Genomic DNA, 24,153 nt, shown 5'->3' with positions numbered 1-24,153 from the left:
CTCGGCGCCGGCACGACGATTCCACGAGATGGGGAGTGTACGAGCCATTGACGCACCCACGGCAGGGGGGGCGGCTCGCGTCCGTTCCGTTGATTCTTGGGACGCGGGCCCGACCGGTTGCGTTCTCGGCGCGAACAACGATCGAACGCCGTCGCCGGTCGGGCGCCAAAGCGGCAGCGTGGCATGGCGCGGTTGTCAGGGCGGCGCCGGGCGGGCTCTGCCCGAACCGGCTCCCGGGGCCCGGGGGGCGGTTTTTCCGCGTGGCACGGCGGTTGCCTTTCCCCTCTCGTCGCGTCGCGGATGAAACGCCCCGCGCCGCGGCCATTGAGAACCAGCAAGGAGAGACACGAATGCTCGCACGAACCATGCTCACCAACGACGCCTTCGCCCGCATGACCCGGGAGATGGACCGCCTCTTCGAGACCCTCACGCCGCGCGCCGGCGTCACGCTCGCCCCGCTGGCGAACAAGGGCTGGGGAGCGCCGCCTCTCAACATCTGGTCCGACGAGGGCGCGCTCTACGCCGAGGCCGAGCTGCCCGGCGTCGCGATGGACAACATCGAGGTCCTCGCGACCACCGATTCGCTGACGATCCGCGGCTCGCGCGAGGTCGCTCGACGCGAGGAGAACGAGCGCGTCATCCGCACCGAGCGTGCCGCGGGCGCGTTCGAGCGCAGCGTCGCCCTGCCCGTCGAGATCGACGCCCAGCGCGTCAGCGCGACCCTGCGCGATGGCGTCCTCACCGTCACGATGCCCAAGGCGCAGGCCGTCCTGCCGCGGCGCGTGCAGGTGACCGCCAACTAACCGTGGGACACAACGCCCGAAGTGAACACCAACGAACACCCCATCCCTTCCCGACCGAACACCCCGCGCGACCGGGCCGTTGAAACGCCCTGGCCCGGCGCGCTCCTGATCTGGAGTTCTGACCATGGCACGCAACGCCTCTATGACCTGCACGACCGACGCCTGCGGCTGCGAGACGCCCGCCGGCGCGACCTCTCGCGCCGCCGAGTGGACCTTCCGCCCGACGGTGGACGTGATCGAGACCGAGAACGCGTACCGCATCGTCGCCGACGCCCCGGGATCGTCGGCTGAGCGGGTGAGCGTCGCGTTCGAGGACGGCGTCCTCACCGTCGACGCCGGCGTCGAGCCGCGCGTCGCTCCCAACGCCGAGGCGCACCGCGTCGAATACGGCGTGGGCTCCTTCCACCGGCGCTTCCGCGTGCACGGCGACATCGACGCCGGCGCGATCAACGCGACCTACGCCAACGGCGTGCTCACCGTCACCCTGCCCAAGTCCGAGCGGGCCAGGCCGCGCCGGATCCCCGTGTCCGCCGGGTGAAAGAAATCCCGCGCCGGCCCGAAGAAGGGGCGCGAACACGGCGCGCCTCGCCCTCGTAGAACGGGCTGACAGCGAACTTCTCCGCGGCCGCACACACCCGCGGATCGCCCTCCCCCGGGAGGGCAACAACTCCCCTGTTTCCTCTCTTCCTCCCGCTCCCCGGTCGCGGAAACGCCACTGGGGAGCGTTGTTTTTGGGGAGCGTTGTTTTTCGCTTTAGCGCAGCGCCTTCTTCGTGCGCTTCCCGGTGAGGTAGCTCTCCATCACTGCGGCGCCCAGGTCGCCGGCGGTGCAGTAGAACGCCACGCCGCGGGTCAGCCGGGTGAGCTGGTCGATGAACCCGATCCAGTCCATCGTGTAGTACTCCTCGATCAGCGCGAAGCTCGAGAAGCGCACGCCCATCTGGTGGAGCAGGAACGCCTCGCGCAGCGTCGCTTCGGCGGTTTGGCGCGCCGGGGGATAGATCAGGTTCAGGATCTCGCCCCCCGGGCCGGCCGGGGTGTCGGTCAGGTGCGCCGTCGGCTGTCCGTCGGTGATGATGAACACGTGCTTGTTGGCGGCGCCGCGGCGCATCAGCGTCGAGCGGGCCAGGCGCAGCGCGTGGTGCAGGTTCGTCATGTGGGGGTGCGTCTGGTCGGCCTGCGACAGCGGCACGCGCACGCGCACTTCCCACTCGTGCGTCGTGATCGGCTCGGGCATCACCAGCGGGATCTCGCTCTCCTTCAGCGGGCGCGCCACCGACGCGAAGCCGATGAAGTCCACGCTGTCGAGGGGGAACTTCCGCCGGATGAGACCCCTCAGGCCCATCGCGACCTGCTTGGCGGCCATGTGGCGCCCGTAGCGCGCCATCGAGCCCGAGAGGTCGAGCAGCACGCACACAGCGGCGTCGGTGCGCGACTCGAGGTTGTGGACTTCGAGGTCGTCGAGCGAGAGGCGCAGCGGGAAGGGGCTCGCGGCGCGGTCCGCGTCGTCGCGCGCGTCGAGCATCGTTCGTTGCAGGGCGTTGCGCACCGTGGCGTTGGCGTCGATGTCGGAGAGGGGGTCGCCGAACTGGTAGGGGCGCGTGCCGTCGGCGCGCTCGCCGGCGCGCCCGGGGTCGGGCGAGTCGTGCCCGTCGCGCACGCCGGGCTTGAGCTGGCGGAAGATCTCGAGGAACGCGCTGTGCTGCATGCCGCGGAGCATGCGAGGGGTGATGCGCAGTTGCCCGGTCTTCTCGTCGCGCTCGAGCAGCCCCGACGCGAGCATCTCCTGGAGGAGCGCCTGGATGTGCTCGTCCATCGAAGGGAGCGCGTCGAGGGCCTGCTGTCCGAACTCGAGGAAGAGCTCGATCAGGCCCGGCGGCGGGAACAGCTCATCGGGGGAGAGGAACTTCCCGTGCTCGCCGTCGAATTCGCCGTACTCGTAACGCACGGGGAAGGGTAGGGGGGGAGGCGCGGGGTGCGCACTCGCGCGATAGGGGTTGGGGGTTTTTGGAAATAACACCCGGCGACAGTCGGCAACAGGGCCGGGAATCCGGCCCCGACGCCGCGGTCTGCGCTACACAGGGAGCAGGCCGTCGTCGGCCCAGTCATCGGGCGCGGGCTTCGCAGGGCGGACCCTGACGCCCGCGTCGCCGCGACGGTTGCCCCTGGGGTAGTAATGGGGGATGCCCGTCGCCTCGAGCTCGCGCTCCTCCGCCTCGCGCGGCACGCCGCACTTGCGGTAGATGGCGAGCGTCGCCTTGTACAGGCGGAGCTGGTCGCCCGTGTCCAGGTGCTCGAAGGGCACGGCGGTGTCGCGCCCGGTGTGCGTGCGCCACACCTTCCGCGTCCAGAGGGGGTGGTGACGCCAGCCCGTGGGCACGGGCCAGCTCGACGCCTTGGCGAGGCGGTCGGCCAGGTCGAGGGAGCAGCTGGTGCGCAGGGCGACCTTGCGCCCCGGCTTGTGCCCGGTCGCCCTGGCCATGTAGTCGCCCAGCTGGCGTAGTTGCGCGTCGGTCATGTCCCTGCAGCGCTCGACCCCGGTGACCTGCAGATAGCACGCGCGCATCGCGGCCTCGTCGGTGTCGAAGAGCACGCGCGAGGCCGCCTTGATCTGACGCAGCTGATTGTTGCGGGACTCGCGGATCATGGCTGGTCCTCGGCGGGGCTCGCGTAGGGCGTGAGGATCGAGTCGAGGGGGAGATAGAGGGGGTGTCCCGGCTGGCCCCTACTGGTCATGTGGAGCGCCCTGAGCTTGAGGCGCTGACAGCCGACCATCTCCTCGACGAACATCGGGCCGGCCTCGAGGTGCTCGCCGTGCGCCCCCCACGCGGCGACGACCATCGGGCGACAAGCTCCTCGCCACAAGTCCACCAGGTGAGCGCCGACGAGGTCCTGCACGGGGCAGTAATCCCAGCGGCCAGCGTCCTCGGGGCAGGTGTGGGCGCGGAGTTCGGAGGGGCTCGTCGCGATGAGGGTGAACAGGTTGATGACGGTGAAGCCGCCGTAGCCCCAGCGCTGCGCGAACGCGATGCACTTGCGGATGGTCGGGTCGTCACGGTCAGCGCCCGCCGAGCTCGGGTTGAGCATAACCCACCAGAGGCGCGTCGTGTCTGGCTTCGGGCCCCACGCGCGCGTGAGCCAGTGGCGGCGCGAACCGGAAGGCGAGAAGAGCGCATCGCTGCGGTCGCCGGGCGGGTAGAGCATCGGCGTCGGGGGCTTGTTCTTCATCCCGCCTTCCCCTGGGGCAGAGCCGCCCCGTCGAAGTGGTCGCGCAGAGCGCGGAGGTTCGCCGCCACGATCATGAGAAACACCGTGTTCTCGCGCGGGTCGCGGCGGAACAGACGCTCCTCGACGAAGGAACCCCGCTCGAGGCGGGATGCGATCTTGTGGCGCAGCCACCAGAGCCGGTCGTCGGTCTGGGCGGAGCACCAGTCGACGGCGTCCTCGAAGACGCGCCTCGATCGCCGGTCGGCGTCGGGGTTGAAGGTCAGCGGGATGATGAGGGTGAGGTCGGTGCTCATGGACGGCCCCCCGCCCCGGGCGTTACTCTCGGGGCATGACCAAGGTGCTCTTTGGGATGACGACGGGGGTGATCCTCGCCGCTATGGGGGCGGCGATCACCCAGGACCTCTCGCTGGTCTGGTACATCGTTCCCGCGATGCTGTTGTTGACGGTGGTCGCCGCCGGCGCCGAGCGTGGGCTGCGCGCCCGAGCACGGCGCATCCGAGAGCGGGAGAGGTTCCCCCTTGAGGCCAAGTGGCTCCTGGTCCAGATCGCCAACTCCAAAATGCAGGGCGTCATGCACAGCAGCTCGATGAACGACGAGACCCTCATAGTGGACAAGGGGATCACTGGCTATATCCCCGGCACGCCGGATGCGCGACGCCGAAGGTGCCAGGTCCTCTTCGCCGCCGTGGAGTTGCTCGAGGGCGAGGGTGCGCTTCGGCTCACCGATGCGAACCGAGGTTCCCGCACCTGGAAGCTGACGGCCAAGGGGGACATGCTGGCCGACAGCTTCCGAGGGGAGATACCCGAGGGGTACGACCCGACGGAGCCGGGCTGAGCGCGTGAAAAAAGGCGGCGGATCGCCGAAGGCAATCACGCCGCCCTTCCGGGGGCGCTCACAAGATACCACGGCCTGGTCGGGGGTCAAGGGGGTCACGCCATCGCCTTCCATTCCCGCGCCTGGCGTTCCTCGTGCGTCCGAAGGAACGCCGGGCTGCGCTGGCGGGGCTCGACGAAGGGGAGCCCCAGCTCCTCAAACACCGTCTCCTCGTGGGGGCAGCGCACCATCTCGCCCTTGAACTTCAGCAGCCCGTCCTTGAAGCGGTAGCCGCCCCCCGGCGCCGAGCCCAGGCGGTCCATGCCCACCAGCGTCACCAGGTCGCGGGTGAAGTCCGAGGGGCCCGTGCGCAGCAGCGAGATCCATCCGTAGTTCCACGGGAAGCACAGCCACAGCTCGATCTTCAGCGCGGGGTTCTTGCGCGAGCGGACGGTCACGCCGCGCGAGGTGGGCGTCAGCGACGAGTCGAGCGTCCAGAGCTCGCAGTCGCGGACGCTCGCGAGGAACCCCGCCGTCCAGCCGTCGAAGCGGCCCCCGAGGTCCGTGTCGTAGCGCGGCTCGAGGACCAGGTCGATGTCGCTGACCTCGGGCTTGCCGCGACGCACCGAGCCCGCCACGAGCCGACGCGTCGTGTGCGGCGCCAGCCGCTCGAGGGCGATCTCGGCGACCTTCTGCGCCATGGGCAGGGGAAGGGTGATCTCGCTCATGCGCCACCCCCGCCGGAGGGATTCACCGCGGAGGGCGCAGAGGGCGCGGAGGAGGGAGAGTGGAGGCGGGCCAGTCGATCCCGCACCATCGAGATCGTCGGGCCGCGGAGCGCCGGGCCGACATCCGCGCCGCAAGCGAAGACCGACGCGAGCGCTGTCGCGATGGGCTCAACGATGTGCTCGTACTCGTCGATCGCGGTCGGCGGCGCGCCGTGGTGGCGCGTGTAGGCCTGCGTGTAGAGGTCGAGGGCCATCGAGTTGAAGACGGCGGCGGCGGCGGTCGTCACGGTTCACCCCCCTCGCCTGCTCCCGACGCCGCGTGGTCCTCCCCCTTCGGCGACTTCTCGACGCCAGCGTGGATGGCGTCGAGGAACTCGACGGCGCGTTGGCGAAGAAAGATCGGGTAGTGCACGCGCGCGTCGTACTGGTCGAAGGGCACGCCGATCTCGGCGGCGGCCTGGGCCTGCGTGACGGACTGCGTCATCTCGATGACCACGGGCATCGCCGCGAGCACCTGCTCGAGCGTGTGGAGGTTGGGGCCGAAGAGACTCATGCGCCACCCCCGTCGGAGGGGGAAGAAGCCCCGCGACACACGGGGCAGACGCCCGTGCGCCCGCAATAGTCACAGTCGCGGCTGTGCTGGTCCTCAGGGACCTCGTCGTCGATACGGTCGCCCCAGCCAGCGCACTCCATGCAGCTCCCGGCGTGCTCGCCGTCGCAGCACTGCACGCACTCACAGGGCTCCTCCCCATTGCCCATTGCCGATTGCCTCTTGCCCTTGTTCATGCCCCACCCCCTCGCGCGATCTTCACGCTGCGCGGCTGGGCGGCGCGGGCGACGGCGAGGCCCGACCCTGCGCTCTTCGCCTTGCGCTTCCTGCACGCTGCCGGGGCTTCCGGGGGCGCCGGCGTGCGGGTCTGCTGGATGATCTGGGCGACGCTCGCGGCGACGGACGCGACGAAGTCGTCGTCGCCGGTGACCTCGATGTGGACGATGCGGGCGGTGTTGCTGTCGCGCTTCATGCCCCACCCCCCGCCGGCGCGACGCCGAAGTCCCGGGCGGACTTGTCCGCGGGGTAGGCGTCCGCAAACGCGTCGATCACGCAGCCGGCGCCGACGAAGCGGAGCATGTCGAGCGCGGCGCGGTGCGCGCCCTGGAAGGTGGAGAGGTCGACCGGGTTGGGCTCGAAGGTCGCGGCGATGGTGACTGCGCCCTGGTCGCCCGCGTCGCCGGCGAGGTCGTCGGCCCCCGGAAGCACGCCGTCGTGCACCAGGATCACGGCGAAGCGGGGCGCGGGGAGCGCGGGCTGTTCATCGGGCAGCGGCGTCGCCGCCGCCGCGGCGCGGGCCTCGAGCTCGGTGGTGAAGAACATGGCGTCGCCTTCGCCTCCCCAGATCGACCAGCCATCCGACCCGAGCACATACGCCAGCTCGACATTGTCGTGGTGAGTCTTCGCGCCGGCGACCCAGCCACGAGTTCCGTCGTGGGCGATCGTGAAGTACACGACGATGCCCCGCGTGGCGAACAGCTCGTCGGCGCTGGGGATGCGCGCGATCCCGTTGAGCGCGAGCGCGGCGCGGGCGCGGCGCACGAGGATGGCGAGCGGGTCGTCGTCGTTGCGCTCGTCGATCCCAGCCGCGGTCCGGTCCGCGACAAGGTCGGCGAGGATGCGCATCGGGGCGTCGTCGATGATGCCCTCGTCGTCGGGGTAGAGAGCGGGGTCGGGCGCGTCGGCGATCGCCTCGCGCATGGCGGCGTCCAGCGCATCCAGGACGCGCCCCAGGTCGTGGAGCAACTCGACCTCGGCGGGCTTGCCCTCGACCGCGCGCTCGCGCACGCGCTCGAGGATGCCGGCGTTCTCCTCGCGCAGTCTCTCAAGAAAGACGGTGTTCGATTCGTGCGTGCTCGTGTTCATGCGTGCTCTCCTTGCCGCTCACTCAATGAGCGGGCCGTTGATCAGAAGGACCTCGGGCAGCACGGCCTTGCGCAGGCCGGGGCTGCTGCCACCGAGGGTGTTGGTCTGTGGGACGGGGTGCTTGATCCACCCGCGCTCGCGCGGGTAGAGCTCGTCGAGCCAGGGGTGGTCGAAGTACGACACGACCACGCGCGCGTGGCGCTTGGAGGTCAGCGCCGCCGCCAGCCCCTCGTGCTGCTCGCGCGTGAAGGCGTGGTGATACTGCCCGCCCTCGACGATGTAAGGCGGGTCGCAGTAGACGGCGACGCCGGGCTTGTCGGGGATGCGCTCCGCCACGAGGATCGCGTCGCGCTGCAGGATCTCCACGCCGGCGAGGCGCTGATGCCAGAACCGGATCGAACGCGCGACATTGGGCCAGGGGTTCGACGCGCCCGGCGACCAGTGGACCCCGAAGGAGTGAGAGTTCGGGCGACCGGCGACGCCGCTTCGCCCCTGCCAGCCGAGCAGCAGCGTCAGGTACGCCGCGTCGACATGGGCGTCGGTGATCTCGCGCGCCTCGCTCGAGGGCGCGACGGGCCAGAGCCCCGTCTCGGGGTCGAGCATCTCGCGCTCGCGCTGCACCGCGGCCTTGAAAACCGATTCGTGGATGAGCGTCCGCGCCGCCTTGCGGCGCAGGTCGCACCAGCGCGGCGAGGCGACGACCCGGGCCAGGTTGACGATCGCGCCGTAGAGGTCGACGACGATCTCGGGGCGGGCACGCGGCTTGGCGAGCAGGAGCGCCATCGACCCGGCGCAGAGCTCGTAATAGGCCCGATGCTCGCCCAGCTGGTGGACGATCTTCGGGGCCAGGCGTCGCTTGCTCCCGTAGTACGGAAGGAGCGACCCGAGCCGTCCCGGGCGCTTGGTCGGGGTGGGCCCCGACTTCGCGACCCGGCGCGAGAGCTCGAGGACGGCGGGGTCTATCCCCCGCTTGCGGGAGGGGACCTTGGGGGTGTTTGCGGTCGGCACTGGTCATCGCTTACCCTCGCGGCCTGATGATGCGGGCTGCCCCTTCAGGGGGCGGCTGTCCCGAGCGTGGGGCGACAAATCCGGGGTGTTAGCGCATCCCGTGTGCCGGTTATGACCTCGCGGCCTGCCGGCACGCCCCTCCTCTTGCGAGACGACCTGTCGGATGCCGACGGCGTTCAACCTCAAGGTTTGCGCGACTTCGATCACGCCGCGTCCTCCCAGCGCTCGTCGTCGCGCTTGTCGCCCCGGCGCTTGGCGTGCTTGCCCAGGTCGCGCTCGTACGCGTTGCGCGTGCGGCGGGCCCAGCGCATCCGCCGGCGCAGCCGCGACCGCTTGCCCGCGCGCTTGGGGGCCTCGACGCGCGGGGCGTCGGGGTAGACCGTGACCAGCGTGCACAGCGAGTTGCCGAACACGAACACGATCCCGTCGAGGCGCCAGCGGCGCCGCTCGGGGTCCTCGGGGACGCCCTGCAGGATGGCGCGCGCCGCGTAGACCTTGAGCCAGTCACAGATCCACTCTTCGCCGCGCTCGATGGCCTCGCGCCGGTCGGCGCAGGCGGCGGCTGCAGCGTCGCGCATGAGGCGCGACGCGCACCGCTGCATGGCGTGGTAGGTGATCCAGCCGCGGTACTTGCCCCCGCGCGTGAGCCGTTCAATGGTCATGACGCCCTCCTCAGCGCGTGCGCCAGACGCTCGCGGTGCAGCGCCTCGTCGACGGATTCCGCGACGCGGATCGCCGCCTTGTCGCTCTCGCTGGGCGCATCGATGCAACGGCGCAGGCACTCCTGCACGCTCGAACGCTGGCAGCCCATCGTGTGGGCGGTCTCGGCCTGGCTCAGGTCGCAGGAGCGGAGAAGGGCGAGCATCCACGCCTTGCGCCCGATCGACCACGCCGCGCCGTGTCTCCCCGCCCGACGGACCGAACCCTCGTGCTCCTGGGCCAAAACAGCGCAGAGCTCGGCGGCGCGGTTGGGGCTGGGGCGGTTCGGCGAGCCGTCGATCCCGCGCACCATCAGCCACGCGCCCGCGTCGACCGCGACCTTGCGCCCGCCGCGCGTGTCGCTCTCCTGGCGCAGGCGGTTGATGGTGGCGTCGACCGTGCGGAACGAGACGGCGATCGCGTCGGCGGCCTGCGTCTCGTACATGCCCCGGGCGTGCACGAGCAGCCAGACCAGCCCCTCACGCGCGAGCAGGGCGTCGGCCTTGCGGCGTCCGGGCCCGAGCAGCTCGCTCTCGGGCACGCCCGTCACGGCGGCGACGGCCTCGACCAGGTCTTCGACGGCGGCTCGCCTCATCTCACACCCCCCTCTGCGCCGCGTCGTCGATGTGGCGCGCGCCGACCTTCGCGTCGGCCAGCTCGTGCGCCAGCACCATCGCGCGGCTCAGCAGGTGCTCGACGGCCTGGGGCACCAGGTGGTCGGCCTTGAGCGCGCGACGCACCGCCGAGGTCCAGTCGTCGTCAAAGACCCGCTCGAGCTTCCCGCCCGCCGTCTCCACGCGCGCCCGCACATAGTGGGCCAGGGCGTTGCCCAGCGGGCGCAGCTCGATCACGGTGAGCCGGCGGGCGACCTCTCGGTTGTCCGGGTCGCGCAGCGTGTCGGAGAGGGACCGGCCCGTCGCGCTGGCGCTCGCGTCGTCCTGGCCGACGAGCAGCACGGGCAGGCGCTCCGCCCAGCCGTCCTGCAGGGCCTCCCTGATGCGCTTGAGGAACTTGAGGATCGCGTCGGGCACGCCGTGGCCCTCCTCGATGTAGAGGACGGGCATCGCGTCGCGTTCGCCCGCGATCTCGACCACCTCGCGCAGGCGACGCATCGCGCGTTCGACGCTGGTGGGGATCGTGATGTCGAGCTTGAGCGAGCGCCGGATGTCGTCGATGAGCGCGTAGATGATCGAGTACTCGCTGACGCGGCGGGTGTCCGGCGCCATCACCCGGCACACGATCAGGCGCCGCTCCTTGCTCAGCTTCTCGAGGGCGGCGTGCGCGAGCATGCTCTTGCCCACGCCACTGGGGCCCTTGACCAGGCAGTAGCCGCCGCGCGCCAGCGCGCTGCGCAGCTGGCGCTCCTTGGCTTGGAAGTCGGAGGTCTGGTAGAGGTCGCTCACCCCGCGCGGCGCGGCGAAGGGGTCGGCGCCCGGGGGCAGACCGAAGTGGGCGAGCGTGTCGTCGGTCAGCGGCATGCGTGTGCTCCTCTTCCAGGCGTCCAGCCCGGTGCGTGTGTTGAGTGATGCGTCGAACCGCCGCGCGTGCGTGGGGTGGCGCGGGGCGGCGCCGGGCGCGGCGACCACGGGCCCGCCGCGGATCGCGTCGGGCAACATGCGCCCGTTCTGGGGCAGGTTCGAGCAGCGGCGCTCGACGCGCACCGCCAGGGGCGACAGCCAGTCGCCCTCTTCGGCGCCGAAGTCCGCGGCGCGCAGGCGCAGCGCGTCGAGCGTGTCGAGCAGCGCGTCCAGCTGCACGGGCGTGAGCGCGCGCAGGTTGCCCGAGGCGAAGTCGTTGAGGCGGGTCTTGCTGCAGCCCTTGAACGGGTCGCCGCACAGCCGCTGGATGCGAGAGAGCGTGACGCCGCCGGCGAGGCGCGCGTGGCGCGTCAGAAGCCACAGGTTGCGGCGGGGGCCCATCTGGTCGCGTCTCATCGGCGCACCACCAGCAGGGCCTTGCCCTCGTCGCTCAGCCCCCGATAGTGGAGCCCGCGGTCGCTCAGCGCGTTGGACCGCTCGCGCAGCGCGGCGCACGCCACGCGGTACCGATCGACGATCTTCTCGGCGTTGTCGGCGAAGTCGCCGCTGATGCGCATGGCCTCGACCAGGTGCTCCGCCGTGTCGCACTGAACCACGCGCGTCAGCGTGCCGAAGGTGCGCATCGCGTCGGTGCACAGCAGCACGGCGCGGTGCGCGTCCATCACGCCGCGCACCTGCTCGGCCTCCTGGGGCGAGAGGGTGGGCTTCATGCCGCCTCCTCGCGCTGCTCGAGGGCCTCGCCCGTCTCGAGGGCGTGGTCGAGCTCGCGGCGCGACACGCGGTCGCGGCCCGCCATGACCCGGTCGAAGAGGTCGGACCCGTGGAGCAGCCCCACCTCGAGCAGCGCACGCTTGACGGCGTGGGCGTCGACGGTTTCCACGACGCGTGCGCCGCCGCCCCCGCCGTTGTCGGCGTCGGGCTCGGCCAGGTCGGGGCGCACGATGACGCCACCGGGGGCGAGCGTGGCGCGTCGGCCCTTCGAGCCGATCCACTCGCCCGGACGCGCGCCGGTGGCGCGGTCGTGCTCGGCGATGGCGTGGGCCTGGATGCGCGCCGCGGCGGCGAGCTCGTCGGCGGCGGTGACGGGGACGCTGAGCGAGGTCAGCGACGCGTGGATCTCGGGAGGCACGCGTGGCAGCTCGTAGCGCTCGCGCCCGCTCGGGGCGAGCACGACCACCGACTCGCCCGTCGCGGCGCGCTGACCGGCTGGCGTGTCGAGCAGGACGCTCACGCGCTGGCCGATCCAGTCGATGTAGGGGCGGACAAGCGGGAGCGCGATGCGCTCGCCGGCGATCTGCAGGCAGCACCCCTCGCGCTGCACCCGCACCCCGTCGTAGCGCGTCAGGCGCAGCTCACGCCAGAGCGATTCATCCGGCGCCGCGAACCGCCACTCACCGCGCGCCAGCTGCTCCTGCGCGCTGGCCATCCACGCCTCGATCGGCGTGGCGCCGGCGAGGGCCTCCATCGGCGAGTTGTTCAGCTCGACCTCGATGGAGCGCAGCAGCTCGCGGGCCTCGACGAAGGAGCGCGGACGGTGCCCGCGCATCAACTCCTGGTAGCCGTTGGTCCGGCGGAAGAGCGCCTCCACCTTGCCTTTGCCCCACGCGGCGCGGGGGCGGTGCGTGACCAGCGTCACCCCGAACGCGCGCAGCATGCGGCGGGCCAGCGCGGAGTTGAGGCCCGAGCCGTTGTCCGCGTAGACCACGGTCGGTATGCCCGAGAGCGGGCGCTGGGGGTCGTCGCTGCGACAGAACACCTCGCGCGCGCTCTCGATCACATTGCGCGCGGTTTCGCCGTCGTAGAGGGAGAGCCTGCAGCAGCGCGAGTGATCGTCGACCCACGCGAGCACATGGGCCCGCGCCTTGTCCGACGCCTTTGCTGCCGCCTTCTTGTCGGTGTCGGGGAGGTAGGTGAAGTCCCCGCTCGCGTCGACATAGAAAGAGCCCAGCGGGGTACCATCGAACTGGAAGCGGGCGCCCGCGCGTCGCGCGTTGAACCTGCGCACGACGCTGGGGCCGTTGCGCTCGGCGCTCGCGCCGCGCAGGGCGATGTTGCGCTCCTTGAGGCGCGCGTAGACCCACGAGGGCTTGACGCCCTGGGGGATGAGGCCGCGGTGCTCCAGCTCGCGCAGGGCAGTTTCGACGGGCACCTTCGCCACGGTGACGGTTTTTCCTGGCGCGTCGATCGCGGCGGTGGCGTCGCGCTGGCACGCCCTGCCGGCGAGCCCGGTGACCAGGGCGACGACCATCGCGAGCTGCTGCTCGGAGAGCACGCGCGCACGGGCGCGGCCCGCGTCGCTGCGCGGGGCGCGGCTGCGCTCGCCCCGCGCGGTGAGGATCTTGGAGATCTGCCCCACGCTGACGGCCCACGATTCGTCCTCGCGCACCAGCCGCTCGCGCAGCCGCGAGAGCGACTCGTTCGGGTGCTGCTCTCGCAGTCGCACGATGGCGGCGTCGCGCCTGGTGGTGTCGAGTCGGGGCATGGGCTTCCTCGGGTGAGGGGTGAAACGGGTTCCGTCCTGGAACGCGGGGGCGTCGCCTGTCGGCGGCGTCCCGCGCGCACGGGGGTCAGGCGTGCGCGGGGGGAAGAGAGAGAGCGTTCACCGCGGAGGGCGCAGAGGGCGCGGAGGGGGAAAGGGGCTGGGCGCTGCACTTGCCGCCAAACAGGCGGGCCAACAGCTCGCGGGCGCGGAGGGCGACGCCGTAGTCGCTGGTGTTGGCGATGGCGGTCAGCATCTCGCGGCTGCGCGCCAGCGTGCGCACCGTCTCGGCGTCCTCGGGCGTGGTGACCACGAGGGGCGTCTGCTCGGCGGCCTGCTCGATGAGGTCGAGCTCGACCTCGGCGCGGTTGACGGCGATGGAGGACGGGGCGGTGATGCCCAGACGGATGCGGTCGCCCGCGATGCGGGTGACCTGGATCACGACGGGCGCGCCGTCGATGCGCAGCACGATGGCCTCGTGCTCGCGGCGGGTCATGACGAGCATCACGCGCCTCCCTTGTGAGAGGGATTCACCGCAGAGGGCGCAGAGGACGCGGAGAGAACCTTGGACGCGTAGTCCAAGGCGAGCTGCAGCTTGTGGCGAGCTTCAGCCACGATGCCCATGCCCTTGGCCCAGCGGAGCGCTTCCATCGCCCTATCGGCGGCGTGGCAGAGTCGGCGGACGGCCTCGCGCAGATCGTCGGCGGAAGGCGCGGAGCAATCGCCGGCCCACTCGTGCAGACCGACGCTCTCCCAGTTCTGGCCGACGAAGGGATCTCTACCGTTGAGGATGCAGTGCTTGAGTTGGAAGCGGAGTTCCCACCGGCCCCCACAGAGGTTGCACTCGTAGTCCTTCAGCACCTCGAACATGTCGCCGTTGCCGTAGCCCCGGTGCGCGACATTGGCCTTGCCACAGTACGGGCACTCGTTGAGATGCGGACAACGGCGCTGCTCGCGCAGGGCCTTGGCGGCGCGTCGGATCGCGGCGTCGTGTGCGCGCGTGTCGGTCATCGCGCACCCCCGGTGCTCGCCTCGGCGAACTCGTCGTCGTCCGCGAGCTGTTCGGCGCGCTCGAGGATGTCCTCCTCTTCCGTGTTCTCGGCGGCGCCGGCGGCGAAGAGCGCGCCCAGGGAGATGAGGTCGAGGTTGGCGTCGCGGATTTCGCGCAGCGCGCTGAAGGCGTGCGCCCAGATGCGCGTGGCGCTCTCGCCGTCGCGCGTCTCGCGGATCAGCCGCTCGAAATCCTCGAGGTCGAGCTTGAGCCGTCCGAGCAGCGCGAGCAGGCGGTCGTCGGCGTTGAGCGAGAGCCCCCGCGCCGCGTCGCGCTCCGCCTCGAGCTGCTCGATGCGTTCGTCCTTCTTGGCGAGCTGCTCCTTGCCCTTCTCCTCGCGCTTCTTGAGGCGCTTGATCTCGGCCTGCAGCTCGCGGGCGCTCATCTTCTCGATGGCGTCCAGGCGCAGCGTGTCCACCACGCTCCCGTCGTTGAGCTGCTGCAGCTGGTCGTCGCTCATCCCCAGCAGCGCCACCGCCTTCGTCCTGCTGAGGTTGGCGAGCGCGGGGAAGTCGGCGAACCGCGCGGCCAGGAGCATCATGCGCTGCGCGTGGCGGGCGTCGATGCCCTGCTCTTCCAGCCAGGGCATCCACTCGCCGTGCGCGAGCTGGCCCTTGGCATAGATAAGGGATCGCCCGATCTGGACGCACCCCTCGGCGACCACGCTGGCGTTGAGCCGGACGGTCTGCTCGGTCAGGATGCGTCCGCCCTGGTCCCACGGCACCCCGGGGTCGAAGGGGGCGAGGAGGCGCTGCGTCTCGCTGTACTCGCGCTCTTCGGCGGTCAGGCGACCCGCGGGTGCGATCTGCTTCTTGCTCGGGTCGAGGACAACCTCGGCCCCGTCGTGGGCGATCTGCGTCACAACGCGACTCCTTGCGTTTGGGGTTCGGTCTGGGACTTGTCAGGGTCAAATGCGTCAGCGCTGACGCATTTGCGATCGATGGGCAGCTCGGGCTGGGTCGCGGCCTCGCGCTTGCGGAGGGCTTCGGCGCGGGCCCGGCGCATGGCGCGGAGCGACTGGCCGACCTCGTGGATGGCGTCCACGATCAGGTCGTGCTCGCGCTCGAGGCCGTTGAGGGTGGCGTCGCCGATGGCCCAGCACTTGGGGCCGGCGCGGTAGGCCTTGTCGCCGCCGGCGGCGGTGTCGGCCAGCCACCCGGCCCGGGCCATCATGGCGCAGCACTTATACCAGGCCTCGCGCTTGCCCCCGTGACGGGCGTGGAGCTTGGCCGGGTAGATGAGCAGGTGGCCCTCGAGCAGGTCGTCGAGGATGCGAAGCGCCATGGGCGTTTCCGGCTTCGCCGGAGCGGTTTCACGCGGCATGGCGTCCCCCCTTCTCCAAGGCCAGTCGCCCGAAGAGCTGTCGGGGAGACATCCCAACGGCGTCAGCGATGCGCTTCTGGGCCACGGGGTTGCGGCTCAGGCCGCGGAGCGTGCGGGACACGCAGGCATCGCTGAGCCCCGTGCGGCGGGCGATCGTCCGGGGAAGAACGCCCTTTGCGTAGATTTTCCGTTGTGCTTCGGTGAGCCGCGGGGTAGAATCGTCCGGGTGATTGTTGCAAAGGGTTTGCATTGCCCAGAATCTACGACATAGTTGGTAGAGTGTCAATAGAAATGCCCACAGAATCTTCGGATTTCCGGACCCGACTGAAGAATCTGCGCGAGGGTTCCGCCCTCTCTCAGGGGGACGCGGCTACTCGGATCGGTGCGTCGGGCGGGCAGTGGGGGAACTGGGAGCGGGGCATCTCCCGGCCCAGCATCGACGAGCTCGTGAAAATCTGCGTCGCTTTCGATGTCTCCGCCCACTGGCTGTTGATGGGCGAAGGCCCACAGTCGGCGACCGCGCTGGCGCTGTCGGTCGAGGTCGGCGGCGCCGCCGCGAGCGACCTTGCCGGGCTTCTTGAAACCATGAGCAGCGATCAGCTCGCGGACCTCGCCCGACGCAAGGCGGACGCTGAGGACGCCTACCTGCGCGGTCCGCTCCTGGAAGCGATGCAGCGGGTGCGCGAGGCGGTTGAGCGCGGGGACGCGACCTGGGAGCGGGCTCGTGCGGTCATCGCCTCCATTGAGAAGCAGATCGAGAACGAAGCCCGCGTACCCGCGCAGCGCCTGACCATCGTCGAGCCGCCCGTTCAGCGAGAGGGCTACTACGAGCAGGTGCATCGTGAGGTTGATGTCTATCCCGACCAGCCAGCGACAGAGGCCAGCCAGCCGAATCGTCGGGCTAAAGGAGGCGGCAAATGATCCGTGAACTAGCCCGGTATGCAGTCGGCGGAATGGCGGCCATCGGCCTGATCCTGGCTACGGTCGTGGGCATGCTCGCCGGATGGGGAGTGTTTACGAGCGGGCTCAGCGATCGCCTGCGCCAGGAACACGGCGAGTGGTACCTTCTCGCCGATGGAACCCTTGCGATCATCGTGGGAATCGCCGCCTACCTCGCGACGGGCCTCGTTCCGGGTCTCGTCGCGATGATCTTTTATGTCGAAGATCACCTCCACGCGATGCGGGTTGACACCCAGCGTCGCCAGAGAGAGGCCTCGCTCGCGCGGAGCGAAATGATCGGTTTGCTCAAGGATATTGCACGCAAGTCCTAGTGACCGGCCTAGAAACTTGACATCATCTTCTGTGGATGGTAGTCTCGGCCCGATAATGGGCCGGTGCTCTCGCGCGCCATCGGAGCGGTGCGCGGGAGCCCGGACCACCCAGAGGGCCGGCGATGTCGCAGGGGACGCACAACACGGGCCACGGAGACGGGCCCCGCCGGACCTCTGGCGCCCCCGGGGGTTCGACCGCTGTCCACGAGGCCGAGCAGCGCCTCGCCCGCGACATGGGCGAGCTCTCCACCTCGATCCGACACCTCAACCGCTCGGTCGAGGGCCTGAGCGCGAAGCTCGACCGGATCGACGGCACCCTCGCCAGCCACGCCGAACGCATCGTCCGCCTCGAGGAGCGCCCCACGCGCAAGGACCTCGAGGCCCAGGGCGAACGGCTTGATGCCCAGGGTGAGCGACTGACCAAGAGCGAGAAGCGCATCGCGCTCATCGCCGCCGCGCTCATCGCGCTGGTCAGCGGCGCCGGCTCGGTCGCCAACATCCTCAGCCTGATCGGGGGCGTGTGATGCCCGCGAAAAAGAAGGCACACGCGAAGAAGGCGCCCTCACGCAAATCGGCGAAGAAGGCTGCGCCCAAGAGCGCCGCGGCCAAGGCCGCCGAGGTCGGGCGTCTCGCGCGCCGCCGCTCTTTCAGCAAGATCGATCAGCTGCCCGACGCGCTCCGCGCGTGGGTGCGCAGCGCCTACTTCGACGGGTCGGTCGAGTACGCCGACATCTCGCGCCGGGTGCTCGTCGAGACCACGCACCCCGACCTGCGCGAGAAGCTCGAGGCCGACCTGGACTGGGCCCAGCGCAAGGCCCAGGAGGACAACCCCGGCGACGGCGTGGCCCGCGCACAGGACTTCATCCGCCGGCGCCAGGCGATCTACGAGAAGGTCCGCGACCACGCGAAGACCAAAGCCGCCGCCAAGCGGAACGAGGTGGGGGGCAACCCCGTCCTCCTGAACCACGATGTGATCTCCAAGGACTACCGCCGCGCGGCCCAGTCGCTGCGCGAGATGGAAGAGCACATCGCCATCGCCGGCGACATGCTCCAGCGGTGCGGCTCGCGCAGCGTCGCGGGCCTGGCCATCGTGATGGCCAACAACCTCATGCTCCGCGCGAACCGCATCGTGAGCGACGCCACCGACGACGCCCTCGAGAACAAGCACAAGTTCCTCTCCGCCGTCAGCCGCTTCGCCAAGGTCGCCATCGAGTTCGACCGCCAGCGGCCCAAGGACGAACGCGCCTACGAGCAGGCCCTCGCCGAGCTCGAGGAAGGCTTCGCCGAGGTCTTCGAGCACCGGCCCGACCTGCGCGACGAGCTGCTGGGCATCCTCCGCGACCGCAAGACCCCCGGAACCCCCGGAATCGCCGGCAAGGACGGTGACGCGTGACCCGCCCCGTGCAGACGATGGAGCGGGCGCTCGAGGTCGCTGTCCAGAACGACCCGGCGGCGCAGGCGCTCGCCGCCGAGGCGTCGGTGCTCGCGCGCCACTTCACCGCCGACGAGTTCTTCGAGTTCGCCGAGGGGCACTTCACCGCCCCGAGCGCCGATTCGGCCTCCAACACGCCGCTCGTCGCCCTCGACTGGCAGCGCGCGGAACTGACCCCATTGATGCTGCTGGACGCGCGCGGTCGCCTGACCTCCGCGACCTGGATTCTCTCGTGGCCCCGCCGCCACGGGAAGACGCAGTGGGCGGGGTACTACACCGTCGCGCGGTGCCTGGTGTACCCCAACCAGGTCTGCGTGGTCGAGGCGAACGCCGAGCACCAGGCCGAGGACACCGCGTTTTTCTGGGTGCTGCAGACGATCCGCAACTCGCCGTCGTTCGCGCTGCGCGGCGACCCGCGCCAGCGCAAGGAGGCGCGCCGGTTCCGCTGGAAGCCCGCCGCAAAGGCGGGCGAGCCGGCGCGGTGGTGGGCCGCCGCCAACGCGCTGGATGTCACGATCACCGATGGCGAGGTGCGCTTCGGCAACGGCTCGGTCATCCGCCTGGTCACGAGCGAAGAGGCGTCGTCCTACGGCGGCAAGCTCAGCGTCTACCTGCGCACCGAGCTCCACGCCGCGCCGAGCACCGGATCGTTCGACGGGCGCAGCGGCTCGACGCTGGACTCCTGGTGCGGCGTGACCATAGTCGACTCCACCCAGGGCGAAGAGGGGGGCGTGCTGGACCGGATGACGCGCGACGGCAAGCTCGCCGCCGCCACCGGCGGCGCGCAGGGCGACGCGATGATCGCCGTGAGCCATGTGCACTACCAGGACATCGACCACGCGTGCGAGGGCAACCTGGCCCCGTGGATCGACGCCCTCAAGCTCCGCTCGCTCGCCGCCCGCATGCCCGGGCCGAGCTTCCGACGCAACCACCTGAACCTCGCCACGACCGGGGGCGAGAGCGTGTTCGACGCCGCGCTCCTGCGCCGGGCGTGCAACACGCCGTGGTCGCCGCTGCTGTGCCGCCACCAGCGTCCCGGCTGGAGCGGGGACTTCACCTCCCGGGCGGACTTCAAGGCTTTGCGCCGGATGTTCCGCGGGCACGGGCTGGCCATCGGGCTCGGGCTCGACCGCTCGATGGGCGTGCTGCGCGGCGACCGCACCGTGGTGTCGGTCGTGGGCGTGGGCGTCGACGAGTCGCGCATCGGCCAGTCGCTGACCGACGAACACGACGAGACGCTGGCGGAGTACGAGCGCGACCCGCGCATCGTGCTCACGCTCGCCCTGGTCGCCATCCCGCGCGGGTTCGGGAGCGCCATCCGCAAGCTGATCCGCGTCGTCGAGCGCCTCTATGGGCAGCCCGCGATGGCGTTCGAGGCCTACCAGGCCAAGGACCTGGCGGACTGGGCCGAGGGCGAGGGGTACACCTCGTCGGCGCGCGCCATGACGGCCCAGGCGAAGGCGACGCATGTGCAGCGCTACTGCGAGCTGCTCGCCGACGACCGCCTGGCGCTGCCCTCGCACGCCGCGCAGGGGCGCGGCTGGGCGGGCGTGCACTTCTCCGAGCTGACGCGCTACGCCGAGACCGAGAGCAAGGGCGCACTGCCCAGCTACGGCGGCGCCAGCGCACTCGTGGACATCGACCTCAAGGGCGCGGGCGCTCGGCCCGTGCGCATCAAAGACGACTGCGTCGAGTCCCAGTTCTGGGCGCTCGAGGCGGTCTGGGAAACCGACCCAACCGACGACGGAGGACTTTCAGTATGAGCACGGCAATCAAGAGCATTTCCGCGACCACCTCGGTCGCCACCATCGATGTCGAATCCCTGCCCAACGAGCACCGGGCTCTGCTCGCCAAGCTCGTCGAGAGCGCTGGCAAGCAGCTGACGAAGGGCCTCGAGGGCAAGGACGCCCGCTGCCCCCAGGGTTCGCACTCGGGCGCGGTCACGCTGCGCATCGAGGGCGAGGTCATCGTCTCCGCCGACGCGGTCGTCAAGGCCAAGGTTGCTGAGCAGGTCGAGGTCACCCTCGCCGAGATCGTCGCCGCGCAGATCGGCCCGAAGAAGATCGCCAACTGGATGCTGCAGGGCGCGAACGCCGTGAAGGAACAGCGCAAGCGCAAGGCCGGACGCGAGGAGCTCGCCGAGAGCGCCGGCGCCGTCGCCGAGATCCTCGCCGCCACCGCCAAGAAGTGCGGGCTCGTCACCGAAGTTCGCACGCCCGCCGGCACGAAGCACGGCGCGCAGCGCTGCGAGCCCCGCATCGCCGTCACCGAGTTCACCGCCGCCTGACCGCCCGCCTCATGCCCACCCCCACGACCCATCGCGACCTCGACCAGACCGCGCAGCGCGTGCTGCAGCGGTCGCTGTCGTCCAACCAGCAGTCGTGGCTGCGTGGGGAGTTCGACGGGTTCGACAGGGGCGGCGCGCGGGCGTCCGGCGCGAGGCGCGACGGCATGGACTCGACCTGGACGGGCGTCGCGGTGCGCCGCGTCGCCGAGCAGGTGGGCAAGACGCCCTGGCGCCTGGTCGACGACGACGACAACATCGTCGAGAGCGGGCCGCTGTTCGACCTGCTCATGGTCGCGCCCAACGCGCACCAGGACCCGCGCGTCTTCGTCGAGTCGATCGTCATCGAGCTGCTCACGAGCGCCCGGGGCAGCGCGGTGGTCATCAAGGACTTCGGGCTCGAGCGGTCGCTGGTGAGGCCCGAGGCGGGAGTGTTCCAGCGGCTGCTGCCGCGCGAGATGCTCATCGCCGACTCGACGCGCTTCCGCGCGGTGTGGACGCGCGGCAGCGTCCACCCGCGCGTGAGCCACTACGAGTACCTCGTGCCGAGCGAGGGCGGGTACGGAGGCTCGACGATCCCCTTCGCTCCGCAGGAGCTCATCGCCGTCGCGCTGCCCGGCGGCGCCGGTCACCTGGACCCGCTCGACGGGCTCTCGATGCGCGTGGGCGCGGGCGAGGCGCAGGCGCTCGACCGCGAGATGATGCGCTACACGACCGAGTACTTCGCGCAGGACGCGAGCCCGGGCACCGTGCTCATGACCGACTCGGCGCTCAGCCCCTCGCAGATCCGCCAGATGCGGCGCGACTGGGACGAACGCCACCGCGGGCGCTCCTGGCGCAGCGCGGTCCTGCACAAGGGCCTCAAGCTCGCGCCGGCGCCGGTCATCAAGGACCTGGCGATGCCCGAGCTGGCCAAGCAGGTGCGCGAGCGCCAGCTGGCGATCTTCGACACCCCGCCCATCGTCGCCGGCATCGTCGACGACGCGAACCGCTCCAACTCCGACGCGCAGATCGCCATGTTCATCTACGGCGCGGTGGCGTCGGTCGCGGACCGCATCGACACCGCCCTCACGCGCCACCTCATCGCCGCGCACCCCTGGCCGACCACCGGAAGGGCGCGCGATTCAGCGCGGCTGATCGTCAGTCAGGCCCGGCGCGACGCGCTGCGCGGGATGCGCGCCGCCGCCCGCGCGATGTGCGAGCGCAACCACCGCTCGATGCGCGCCGTCGACCGCATGGCCGACGGCGCCGCCAAGCGGATGGTGTACAACCCTCTCGAGGGCGGGCCCGAGACGGCGCTGACCCTCGTGCACGATGTGGACAGCCACCCCGCGGTGGCGCGCGTGAAGCTCGAGGCCCTGGCGAGCGCCATCCAGCTCGTCGCCAACGGCCAGCCCCTCAACGATGTGCTCGACCTGCTCGACATCCCCGTGCCGCGCCGCCCCGAGGGCGATGTGGCGCGCATCCCCTTCAGCGTCGCGCCCGCCGCCACCCTGGACGACTTCGACCCGGCGGAGGCCCCGGACGCCCCGGAGTCCCCGGAAGACCCGGACGACGACGAGGCGGAGCGGGGAGCGGGGAGCAGGCAGCAGCGGGCGATCGCCATGCGTCAGCGCATGCTCGACGCGCGCCGACCCGCAAAGACGAACGCCGCCGTACCTCCCGGCACGCCCGGCGCAGCCCCTCCAATCCCCGCCGCAACCGAGGTGCGTGCTCCCTCGGGGCCGGTGGGCACGGAGACTGCGCCGGGCGCCGGGGCGGCTGGCGCCCTTGCGCGTGCCTACGCGTGCGACGACGAGTGCGCGTGCCCGCGCCACGCCGACACTGACGCGGAAGCACGCGGCATCGTCGAGCGTCACCGCGCGACCTGGGCCCCGCTGGCCCGTCAGTACGAGAGCGCCGTCCGCAGCCACCTGCGCCGCCAGCGCGACGCGTTGCTCCAGCGCGTGCGCGACGAGATCGACCCCGCGCAGGTGAGCGATCGCGGGGCAGGCACTGGGCAGGGGGCACAAGCCACACGGGCAGAGACGCGGGCAGCGATCAGCGAGGACGCGCTGGAGCGCATCGTTTTCGACCTGCGCGTCGAGCAGGAGCGCATCGTCGCGGCGCTGCGTCCGACGCTCGAGCGCGCCGCGCGGCTGGGAGCGGCGCAGGGCGCCTTCGAGGCCGGGCTGAGCGTGGACGCGGCGGCCAAGGCCGCCGGGCTCATGCTGCGCGACCCGAACATCCGCGTCGCCCTGAGCAAGGTCGGCGCGCGCATGCGTTTGATCGAGGCCCGGCGCCTGACCGAGGTGCAGGACACGATCCGCGGCGCGTTCCGCGACCCGTCCAAGACCTTCAACGACCTGCTGCAGGACCTCAAGCGCTACTACGACGGCGAGTTCACCTCGGCCCGTCGCGCCGCGCTCACCGAGAGCGCTGGCGTGGTGAACACCGCGCGGCACGAGTCGATGCGCGAGCAGGGCGTCACCGGCAAGCTGTGGCTGACCGCGAGCGGGCGCCCGCGCGCGAGCCACGCCGCCGCCGAGCAGACCTACGGCACGACGCCCATCCCCATCGACGAGGCGTTCATCGTGAACGGCGCGGCGCTGCGCTACCCCGGCGACCCCGACGCGCCCGCCAGCGAACGCATCAACTGCTACTGCGTGCAGGTCGCCGCGTTCCTCGACGATGACGAGCGCTCCGCGCGCACGCTGACCCTCCGATTCCTCACGCTCGAAGACCTGCCCCCGGAGAACACCCGCAATGCCGCCTGAAGCGATGGACATCATGACGCGGGCGCTGCCCTTCGAGACGCGCGGCGTCAACACCGAGCAGCGCACGATCACCGCGTACGCCAGCACAGGCGACATGGACCGTCACGGCACGGTGATCCCGCCCAAGGCGTTCAGGAAGACGCTGAAGCAGTACATGACCAACCCCGTGGTCGTCGCTGGGCACAATACATGGGGCGACGCCTCGGTCCCGCCCGTGGTCGCTCGCGTCACCGAGGCGAGCGTCGACGACAAGGGTCTGCTCGTCACGATCCAGTTCGCCCAGGGCGACATCGCCGAGCGCTGGTGGGCTTTGTACCGCGACGGGTTCATGCGCGGGCTCTCGATCGGCTTCCGCGTGATGGCGCGCTCGCGCAAGCCGCGCGAGGACGGTACTGGGGAGTACGAGGTCTACGACGAGGTCGAGCTGCTCGAGATCTCCCTGGTCGCCGTGCCCAGCAACCGAAACTCGCTGACGACCAAGGCCCTCGAGGAAGCGATCACGCGCGGCGTCGAGTCCATGCCGCGAGAGCACCGCGAGTTCGGCGAGCGCGTGGTCGAGTGGATGCGCGCCGAGGGCGCGCAGCGCGAGACGCTGACCGAACGCGTCGCCCTGCTCGAGCGCGAGCTCGCCAACGCGATGGAACGCGCGGGCGACCTTGAAACCCGCCTCGACGAGGCACGCGACACCCTCGACGCGATGCTCACGCACGGCTCGCCCGCGCAGCCCGCTCCGACCGCCAAGCACGACCCCGCGCCGCAGACGCGATCGATCACCCTCATCTGACCCGAACCATCCGGCGCACGGGATGCGCCGCAAGCACCACC

30 protein-coding genes are annotated in these 24,153 nt (G+C 70.9%); 11 read left to right on the top strand and 19 right to left on the bottom strand.

Going from position 1 to position 24,153, the window contains the following annotated elements; translation table 11 throughout:
* The first annotated feature begins 350 nt into the window (after positions 1-350).
* Positions 351-803: an Hsp20/alpha crystallin family protein gene (locus tag KF684_04295; protein MBX3352130.1), complete on the top strand. Its 453-nt coding sequence runs from the start codon at positions 351-353 to the stop codon at positions 801-803.
* A gap of 124 nt (positions 804-927) precedes the next feature.
* Complete coding sequence (locus KF684_04290) at positions 928-1,341, top strand: Hsp20/alpha crystallin family protein (protein MBX3352129.1); 414 nt, start codon at positions 928-930, stop codon at positions 1,339-1,341.
* Positions 1,342-1,556: 215 nt separating this feature from the next.
* On the opposite strand, the gene KF684_04285 is transcribed toward KF684_04290, so the two are convergent.
* From KF684_04285 to KF684_04270, 4 genes are all read right to left on the bottom strand, one after another.
* The gene (locus KF684_04285; protein ID MBX3352128.1) at positions 1,557-2,750 is read right to left on the bottom strand and encodes a DUF58 domain-containing protein; all 1,194 of its coding nucleotides are present in this window, start codon (positions 2,748-2,750) and stop codon (positions 1,557-1,559) included.
* A gap of 126 nt (positions 2,751-2,876) precedes the next feature.
* Entirely contained in the window at positions 2,877-3,449 is a 573-nt protein-coding gene (locus tag KF684_04280) for a hypothetical protein (protein MBX3352127.1), read from the bottom strand.
* Positions 3,446-4,030: a DUF1643 domain-containing protein gene (locus KF684_04275; protein ID MBX3352126.1), complete on the bottom strand. Its 585-nt coding sequence runs from the start codon at positions 4,028-4,030 to the stop codon at positions 3,446-3,448. The genes KF684_04280 and KF684_04275 overlap by 4 nt, the downstream gene beginning before the upstream one ends.
* Positions 4,027-4,323, bottom strand: coding sequence for a hypothetical protein (locus tag KF684_04270; GenBank protein ID MBX3352125.1), 297 nt, complete (start codon positions 4,321-4,323; stop codon positions 4,027-4,029). The genes KF684_04275 and KF684_04270 overlap by 4 nt, the downstream gene beginning before the upstream one ends.
* Positions 4,324-4,358: 35 nt before the next feature.
* Between KF684_04270 and KF684_04265 the strand changes: the two genes are divergently transcribed.
* Complete coding sequence (locus KF684_04265; protein ID MBX3352124.1) at positions 4,359-4,865, top strand: hypothetical protein; 507 nt, start codon at positions 4,359-4,361, stop codon at positions 4,863-4,865.
* 95 nt (positions 4,866-4,960) lie between these two features.
* Here the strand turns inward: KF684_04265 and KF684_04260 are convergent, their stop codons facing one another.
* From KF684_04260 to KF684_04190, 15 genes are all read right to left on the bottom strand, one after another.
* On the bottom strand, positions 4,961-5,572 hold the full coding sequence (locus KF684_04260) for a hypothetical protein (GenBank protein ID MBX3352123.1): 612 nt from the start codon (positions 5,570-5,572) through the stop codon (positions 4,961-4,963).
* Positions 5,569-5,859, bottom strand: coding sequence for a hypothetical protein (locus tag KF684_04255; protein MBX3352122.1), 291 nt, complete (start codon positions 5,857-5,859; stop codon positions 5,569-5,571). Before KF684_04255 ends, KF684_04260 begins: the two co-directional genes overlap by 4 nt.
* The gene (locus KF684_04250; protein ID MBX3352121.1) at positions 5,856-6,125 is read right to left on the bottom strand and encodes a hypothetical protein; all 270 of its coding nucleotides are present in this window, start codon (positions 6,123-6,125) and stop codon (positions 5,856-5,858) included. Before KF684_04250 ends, KF684_04255 begins: the two co-directional genes overlap by 4 nt.
* A 229-nt stretch (positions 6,126-6,354) precedes the next feature.
* Positions 6,355-6,594 carry a hypothetical protein gene (locus KF684_04245; protein MBX3352120.1) on the bottom strand — a complete coding sequence of 80 codons (240 nt, stop codon included), beginning with the start codon at positions 6,592-6,594 and terminating at the stop codon, positions 6,355-6,357.
* Complete coding sequence (locus tag KF684_04240) at positions 6,591-7,487, bottom strand: hypothetical protein (protein ID MBX3352119.1); 897 nt, start codon at positions 7,485-7,487, stop codon at positions 6,591-6,593. The genes KF684_04245 and KF684_04240 overlap by 4 nt, the downstream gene beginning before the upstream one ends.
* Positions 7,488-7,505: 18 nt before the next feature.
* Positions 7,506-8,495: a DNA adenine methylase gene (locus KF684_04235; protein MBX3352118.1), complete on the bottom strand. Its 990-nt coding sequence runs from the start codon at positions 8,493-8,495 to the stop codon at positions 7,506-7,508.
* A 203-nt stretch (positions 8,496-8,698) separates the two neighbouring features.
* Positions 8,699-9,157, bottom strand: coding sequence for a hypothetical protein (locus tag KF684_04230; GenBank protein MBX3352117.1), 459 nt, complete (start codon positions 9,155-9,157; stop codon positions 8,699-8,701).
* Entirely contained in the window at positions 9,154-9,789 is a 636-nt protein-coding gene (locus KF684_04225; GenBank protein MBX3352116.1) for a hypothetical protein, read from the bottom strand. The genes KF684_04230 and KF684_04225 overlap by 4 nt, the downstream gene beginning before the upstream one ends.
* Position 9,790: 1 nt before the next feature.
* On the bottom strand, positions 9,791-11,113 hold the full coding sequence (locus tag KF684_04220) for an AAA family ATPase (GenBank protein ID MBX3352115.1): 1,323 nt from the start codon (positions 11,111-11,113) through the stop codon (positions 9,791-9,793).
* An 11-nt stretch (positions 11,114-11,124) separates the two neighbouring features.
* Positions 11,125-11,442, bottom strand: a complete 318-nt coding sequence (locus KF684_04215; protein MBX3352114.1) for a hypothetical protein — start codon at positions 11,440-11,442, stop codon at positions 11,125-11,127.
* Positions 11,439-13,214 carry a transposase family protein gene (locus KF684_04210; protein MBX3352113.1) on the bottom strand — a complete coding sequence of 592 codons (1,776 nt, stop codon included), beginning with the start codon at positions 13,212-13,214 and terminating at the stop codon, positions 11,439-11,441. The genes KF684_04215 and KF684_04210 overlap by 4 nt, the downstream gene beginning before the upstream one ends.
* 85 nt (positions 13,215-13,299) lie before the next feature.
* Positions 13,300-13,716: a carbon storage regulator gene (locus tag KF684_04205; GenBank protein ID MBX3352112.1), complete on the bottom strand. Its 417-nt coding sequence runs from the start codon at positions 13,714-13,716 to the stop codon at positions 13,300-13,302.
* On the bottom strand, positions 13,716-14,222 hold the full coding sequence (locus KF684_04200) for a hypothetical protein (GenBank protein ID MBX3352111.1): 507 nt from the start codon (positions 14,220-14,222) through the stop codon (positions 13,716-13,718). The genes KF684_04205 and KF684_04200 overlap by 1 nt, the downstream gene beginning before the upstream one ends.
* A complete protein-coding gene (locus tag KF684_04195) occupies positions 14,219-15,124 on the bottom strand; it encodes a DUF3102 domain-containing protein (protein MBX3352110.1) in 906 nt (301 codons plus the stop codon). The genes KF684_04200 and KF684_04195 overlap by 4 nt, the downstream gene beginning before the upstream one ends.
* Complete coding sequence (locus tag KF684_04190; GenBank protein MBX3352109.1) at positions 15,121-15,585, bottom strand: hypothetical protein; 465 nt, start codon at positions 15,583-15,585, stop codon at positions 15,121-15,123. The genes KF684_04195 and KF684_04190 overlap by 4 nt, the downstream gene beginning before the upstream one ends.
* 291 nt (positions 15,586-15,876) lie before the next feature.
* Between KF684_04190 and KF684_04185 the strand changes: the two genes are divergently transcribed.
* The 8 genes from KF684_04185 to KF684_04150 all read left to right on the top strand — a co-directional run bounded on the left by KF684_04185 (position 15,877) and on the right by KF684_04150 (position 24,112).
* A complete protein-coding gene (locus KF684_04185) occupies positions 15,877-16,506 on the top strand; it encodes a helix-turn-helix domain-containing protein (GenBank protein ID MBX3352108.1) in 630 nt (209 codons plus the stop codon).
* Positions 16,503-16,856 (top strand): hypothetical protein, encoded by a 354-nt coding sequence (locus KF684_04180; protein MBX3352107.1) that lies wholly within the window; start codon positions 16,503-16,505, stop codon positions 16,854-16,856. The genes KF684_04185 and KF684_04180 overlap by 4 nt, the downstream gene beginning before the upstream one ends.
* 122 nt (positions 16,857-16,978) lie before the next feature.
* Complete coding sequence (locus KF684_04175; protein MBX3352106.1) at positions 16,979-17,380, top strand: hypothetical protein; 402 nt, start codon at positions 16,979-16,981, stop codon at positions 17,378-17,380.
* Positions 17,380-18,249 carry a hypothetical protein gene (locus KF684_04170; GenBank protein ID MBX3352105.1) on the top strand — a complete coding sequence of 290 codons (870 nt, stop codon included), beginning with the start codon at positions 17,380-17,382 and terminating at the stop codon, positions 18,247-18,249. The genes KF684_04175 and KF684_04170 overlap by 1 nt, the downstream gene beginning before the upstream one ends.
* On the top strand, positions 18,246-20,051 hold the full coding sequence (locus tag KF684_04165) for a hypothetical protein (GenBank protein MBX3352104.1): 1,806 nt from the start codon (positions 18,246-18,248) through the stop codon (positions 20,049-20,051). The genes KF684_04170 and KF684_04165 overlap by 4 nt, the downstream gene beginning before the upstream one ends.
* A complete protein-coding gene (locus tag KF684_04160) occupies positions 20,048-20,575 on the top strand; it encodes a hypothetical protein (GenBank protein ID MBX3352103.1) in 528 nt (175 codons plus the stop codon). The genes KF684_04165 and KF684_04160 overlap by 4 nt, the downstream gene beginning before the upstream one ends.
* Positions 20,576-20,586: 11 nt before the next feature.
* A complete protein-coding gene (locus KF684_04155) occupies positions 20,587-23,328 on the top strand; it encodes a phage portal protein (GenBank protein MBX3352102.1) in 2,742 nt (913 codons plus the stop codon).
* Positions 23,318-24,112, top strand: a complete 795-nt coding sequence (locus tag KF684_04150; protein ID MBX3352101.1) for an HK97 family phage prohead protease — start codon at positions 23,318-23,320, stop codon at positions 24,110-24,112. The genes KF684_04155 and KF684_04150 overlap by 11 nt, the downstream gene beginning before the upstream one ends.
* Positions 24,113-24,153 lie beyond the last annotated feature (41 nt).

The sequence above is a fragment of the Phycisphaeraceae bacterium genome (assembly GCA_019636675.1).
Taxonomy (GTDB): Bacteria; Planctomycetota; Phycisphaerae; order Phycisphaerales; family UBA1924; genus JAHBXC01.
The sequence above is the reverse complement of the archived record's forward strand: the minus strand, read 5'-3'. Positions and strand labels throughout refer to the sequence as shown.

Excerpts from the sequence above, each read along its gene's own strand:
- KF684_04295 (MBX3352130.1), top strand. The coding sequence starts at position 351 with ATGCTCGCACGAACCATGCTCACCAACGACGCCTTCGCCCGCATGACC.
- KF684_04290 (MBX3352129.1), top strand. The coding sequence starts at position 928 with ATGGCACGCAACGCCTCTATGACCTGCACGACCGACGCCTGCGGCTGC.
- KF684_04280 (MBX3352127.1), bottom strand. The coding sequence starts at position 3,449 with ATGATCCGCGAGTCCCGCAACAATCAGCTGCGTCAGATCAAGGCGGCC.
- KF684_04275 (MBX3352126.1), bottom strand. The coding sequence starts at position 4,030 with ATGAAGAACAAGCCCCCGACGCCGATGCTCTACCCGCCCGGCGACCGC.
- KF684_04270 (MBX3352125.1), bottom strand. The coding sequence starts at position 4,323 with ATGAGCACCGACCTCACCCTCATCATCCCGCTGACCTTCAACCCCGAC.
- KF684_04265 (MBX3352124.1), top strand. The coding sequence starts at position 4,359 with ATGACCAAGGTGCTCTTTGGGATGACGACGGGGGTGATCCTCGCCGCT.
- KF684_04260 (MBX3352123.1), bottom strand. The coding sequence starts at position 5,572 with ATGAGCGAGATCACCCTTCCCCTGCCCATGGCGCAGAAGGTCGCCGAG.
- KF684_04250 (MBX3352121.1), bottom strand. The coding sequence starts at position 6,125 with ATGAGTCTCTTCGGCCCCAACCTCCACACGCTCGAGCAGGTGCTCGCG.
- KF684_04245 (MBX3352120.1), bottom strand. The coding sequence starts at position 6,594 with ATGAAGCGCGACAGCAACACCGCCCGCATCGTCCACATCGAGGTCACC.
- KF684_04240 (MBX3352119.1), bottom strand. The coding sequence starts at position 7,487 with ATGAACACGAGCACGCACGAATCGAACACCGTCTTTCTTGAGAGACTG.
- KF684_04230 (MBX3352117.1), bottom strand. The coding sequence starts at position 9,157 with ATGACCATTGAACGGCTCACGCGCGGGGGCAAGTACCGCGGCTGGATC.
- KF684_04225 (MBX3352116.1), bottom strand. The coding sequence starts at position 9,789 with ATGAGGCGAGCCGCCGTCGAAGACCTGGTCGAGGCCGTCGCCGCCGTG.
- KF684_04220 (MBX3352115.1), bottom strand. The coding sequence starts at position 11,113 with ATGGGCCCCCGCCGCAACCTGTGGCTTCTGACGCGCCACGCGCGCCTC.
- KF684_04215 (MBX3352114.1), bottom strand. The coding sequence starts at position 11,442 with ATGAAGCCCACCCTCTCGCCCCAGGAGGCCGAGCAGGTGCGCGGCGTG.
- KF684_04210 (MBX3352113.1), bottom strand. The coding sequence starts at position 13,214 with ATGCCCCGACTCGACACCACCAGGCGCGACGCCGCCATCGTGCGACTG.
- KF684_04205 (MBX3352112.1), bottom strand. The coding sequence starts at position 13,716 with ATGCTCGTCATGACCCGCCGCGAGCACGAGGCCATCGTGCTGCGCATC.
- KF684_04200 (MBX3352111.1), bottom strand. The coding sequence starts at position 14,222 with ATGACCGACACGCGCGCACACGACGCCGCGATCCGACGCGCCGCCAAG.
- KF684_04190 (MBX3352109.1), bottom strand. The coding sequence starts at position 15,585 with ATGCCGCGTGAAACCGCTCCGGCGAAGCCGGAAACGCCCATGGCGCTT.
- KF684_04185 (MBX3352108.1), top strand. The coding sequence starts at position 15,877 with ATGCCCACAGAATCTTCGGATTTCCGGACCCGACTGAAGAATCTGCGC.
- KF684_04180 (MBX3352107.1), top strand. The coding sequence starts at position 16,503 with ATGATCCGTGAACTAGCCCGGTATGCAGTCGGCGGAATGGCGGCCATC.
- KF684_04175 (MBX3352106.1), top strand. The coding sequence starts at position 16,979 with ATGTCGCAGGGGACGCACAACACGGGCCACGGAGACGGGCCCCGCCGG.
- KF684_04170 (MBX3352105.1), top strand. The coding sequence starts at position 17,380 with ATGCCCGCGAAAAAGAAGGCACACGCGAAGAAGGCGCCCTCACGCAAA.
- KF684_04160 (MBX3352103.1), top strand. The coding sequence starts at position 20,048 with ATGAGCACGGCAATCAAGAGCATTTCCGCGACCACCTCGGTCGCCACC.
- KF684_04155 (MBX3352102.1), top strand. The coding sequence starts at position 20,587 with ATGCCCACCCCCACGACCCATCGCGACCTCGACCAGACCGCGCAGCGC.
- KF684_04150 (MBX3352101.1), top strand. The coding sequence starts at position 23,318 with ATGCCGCCTGAAGCGATGGACATCATGACGCGGGCGCTGCCCTTCGAG.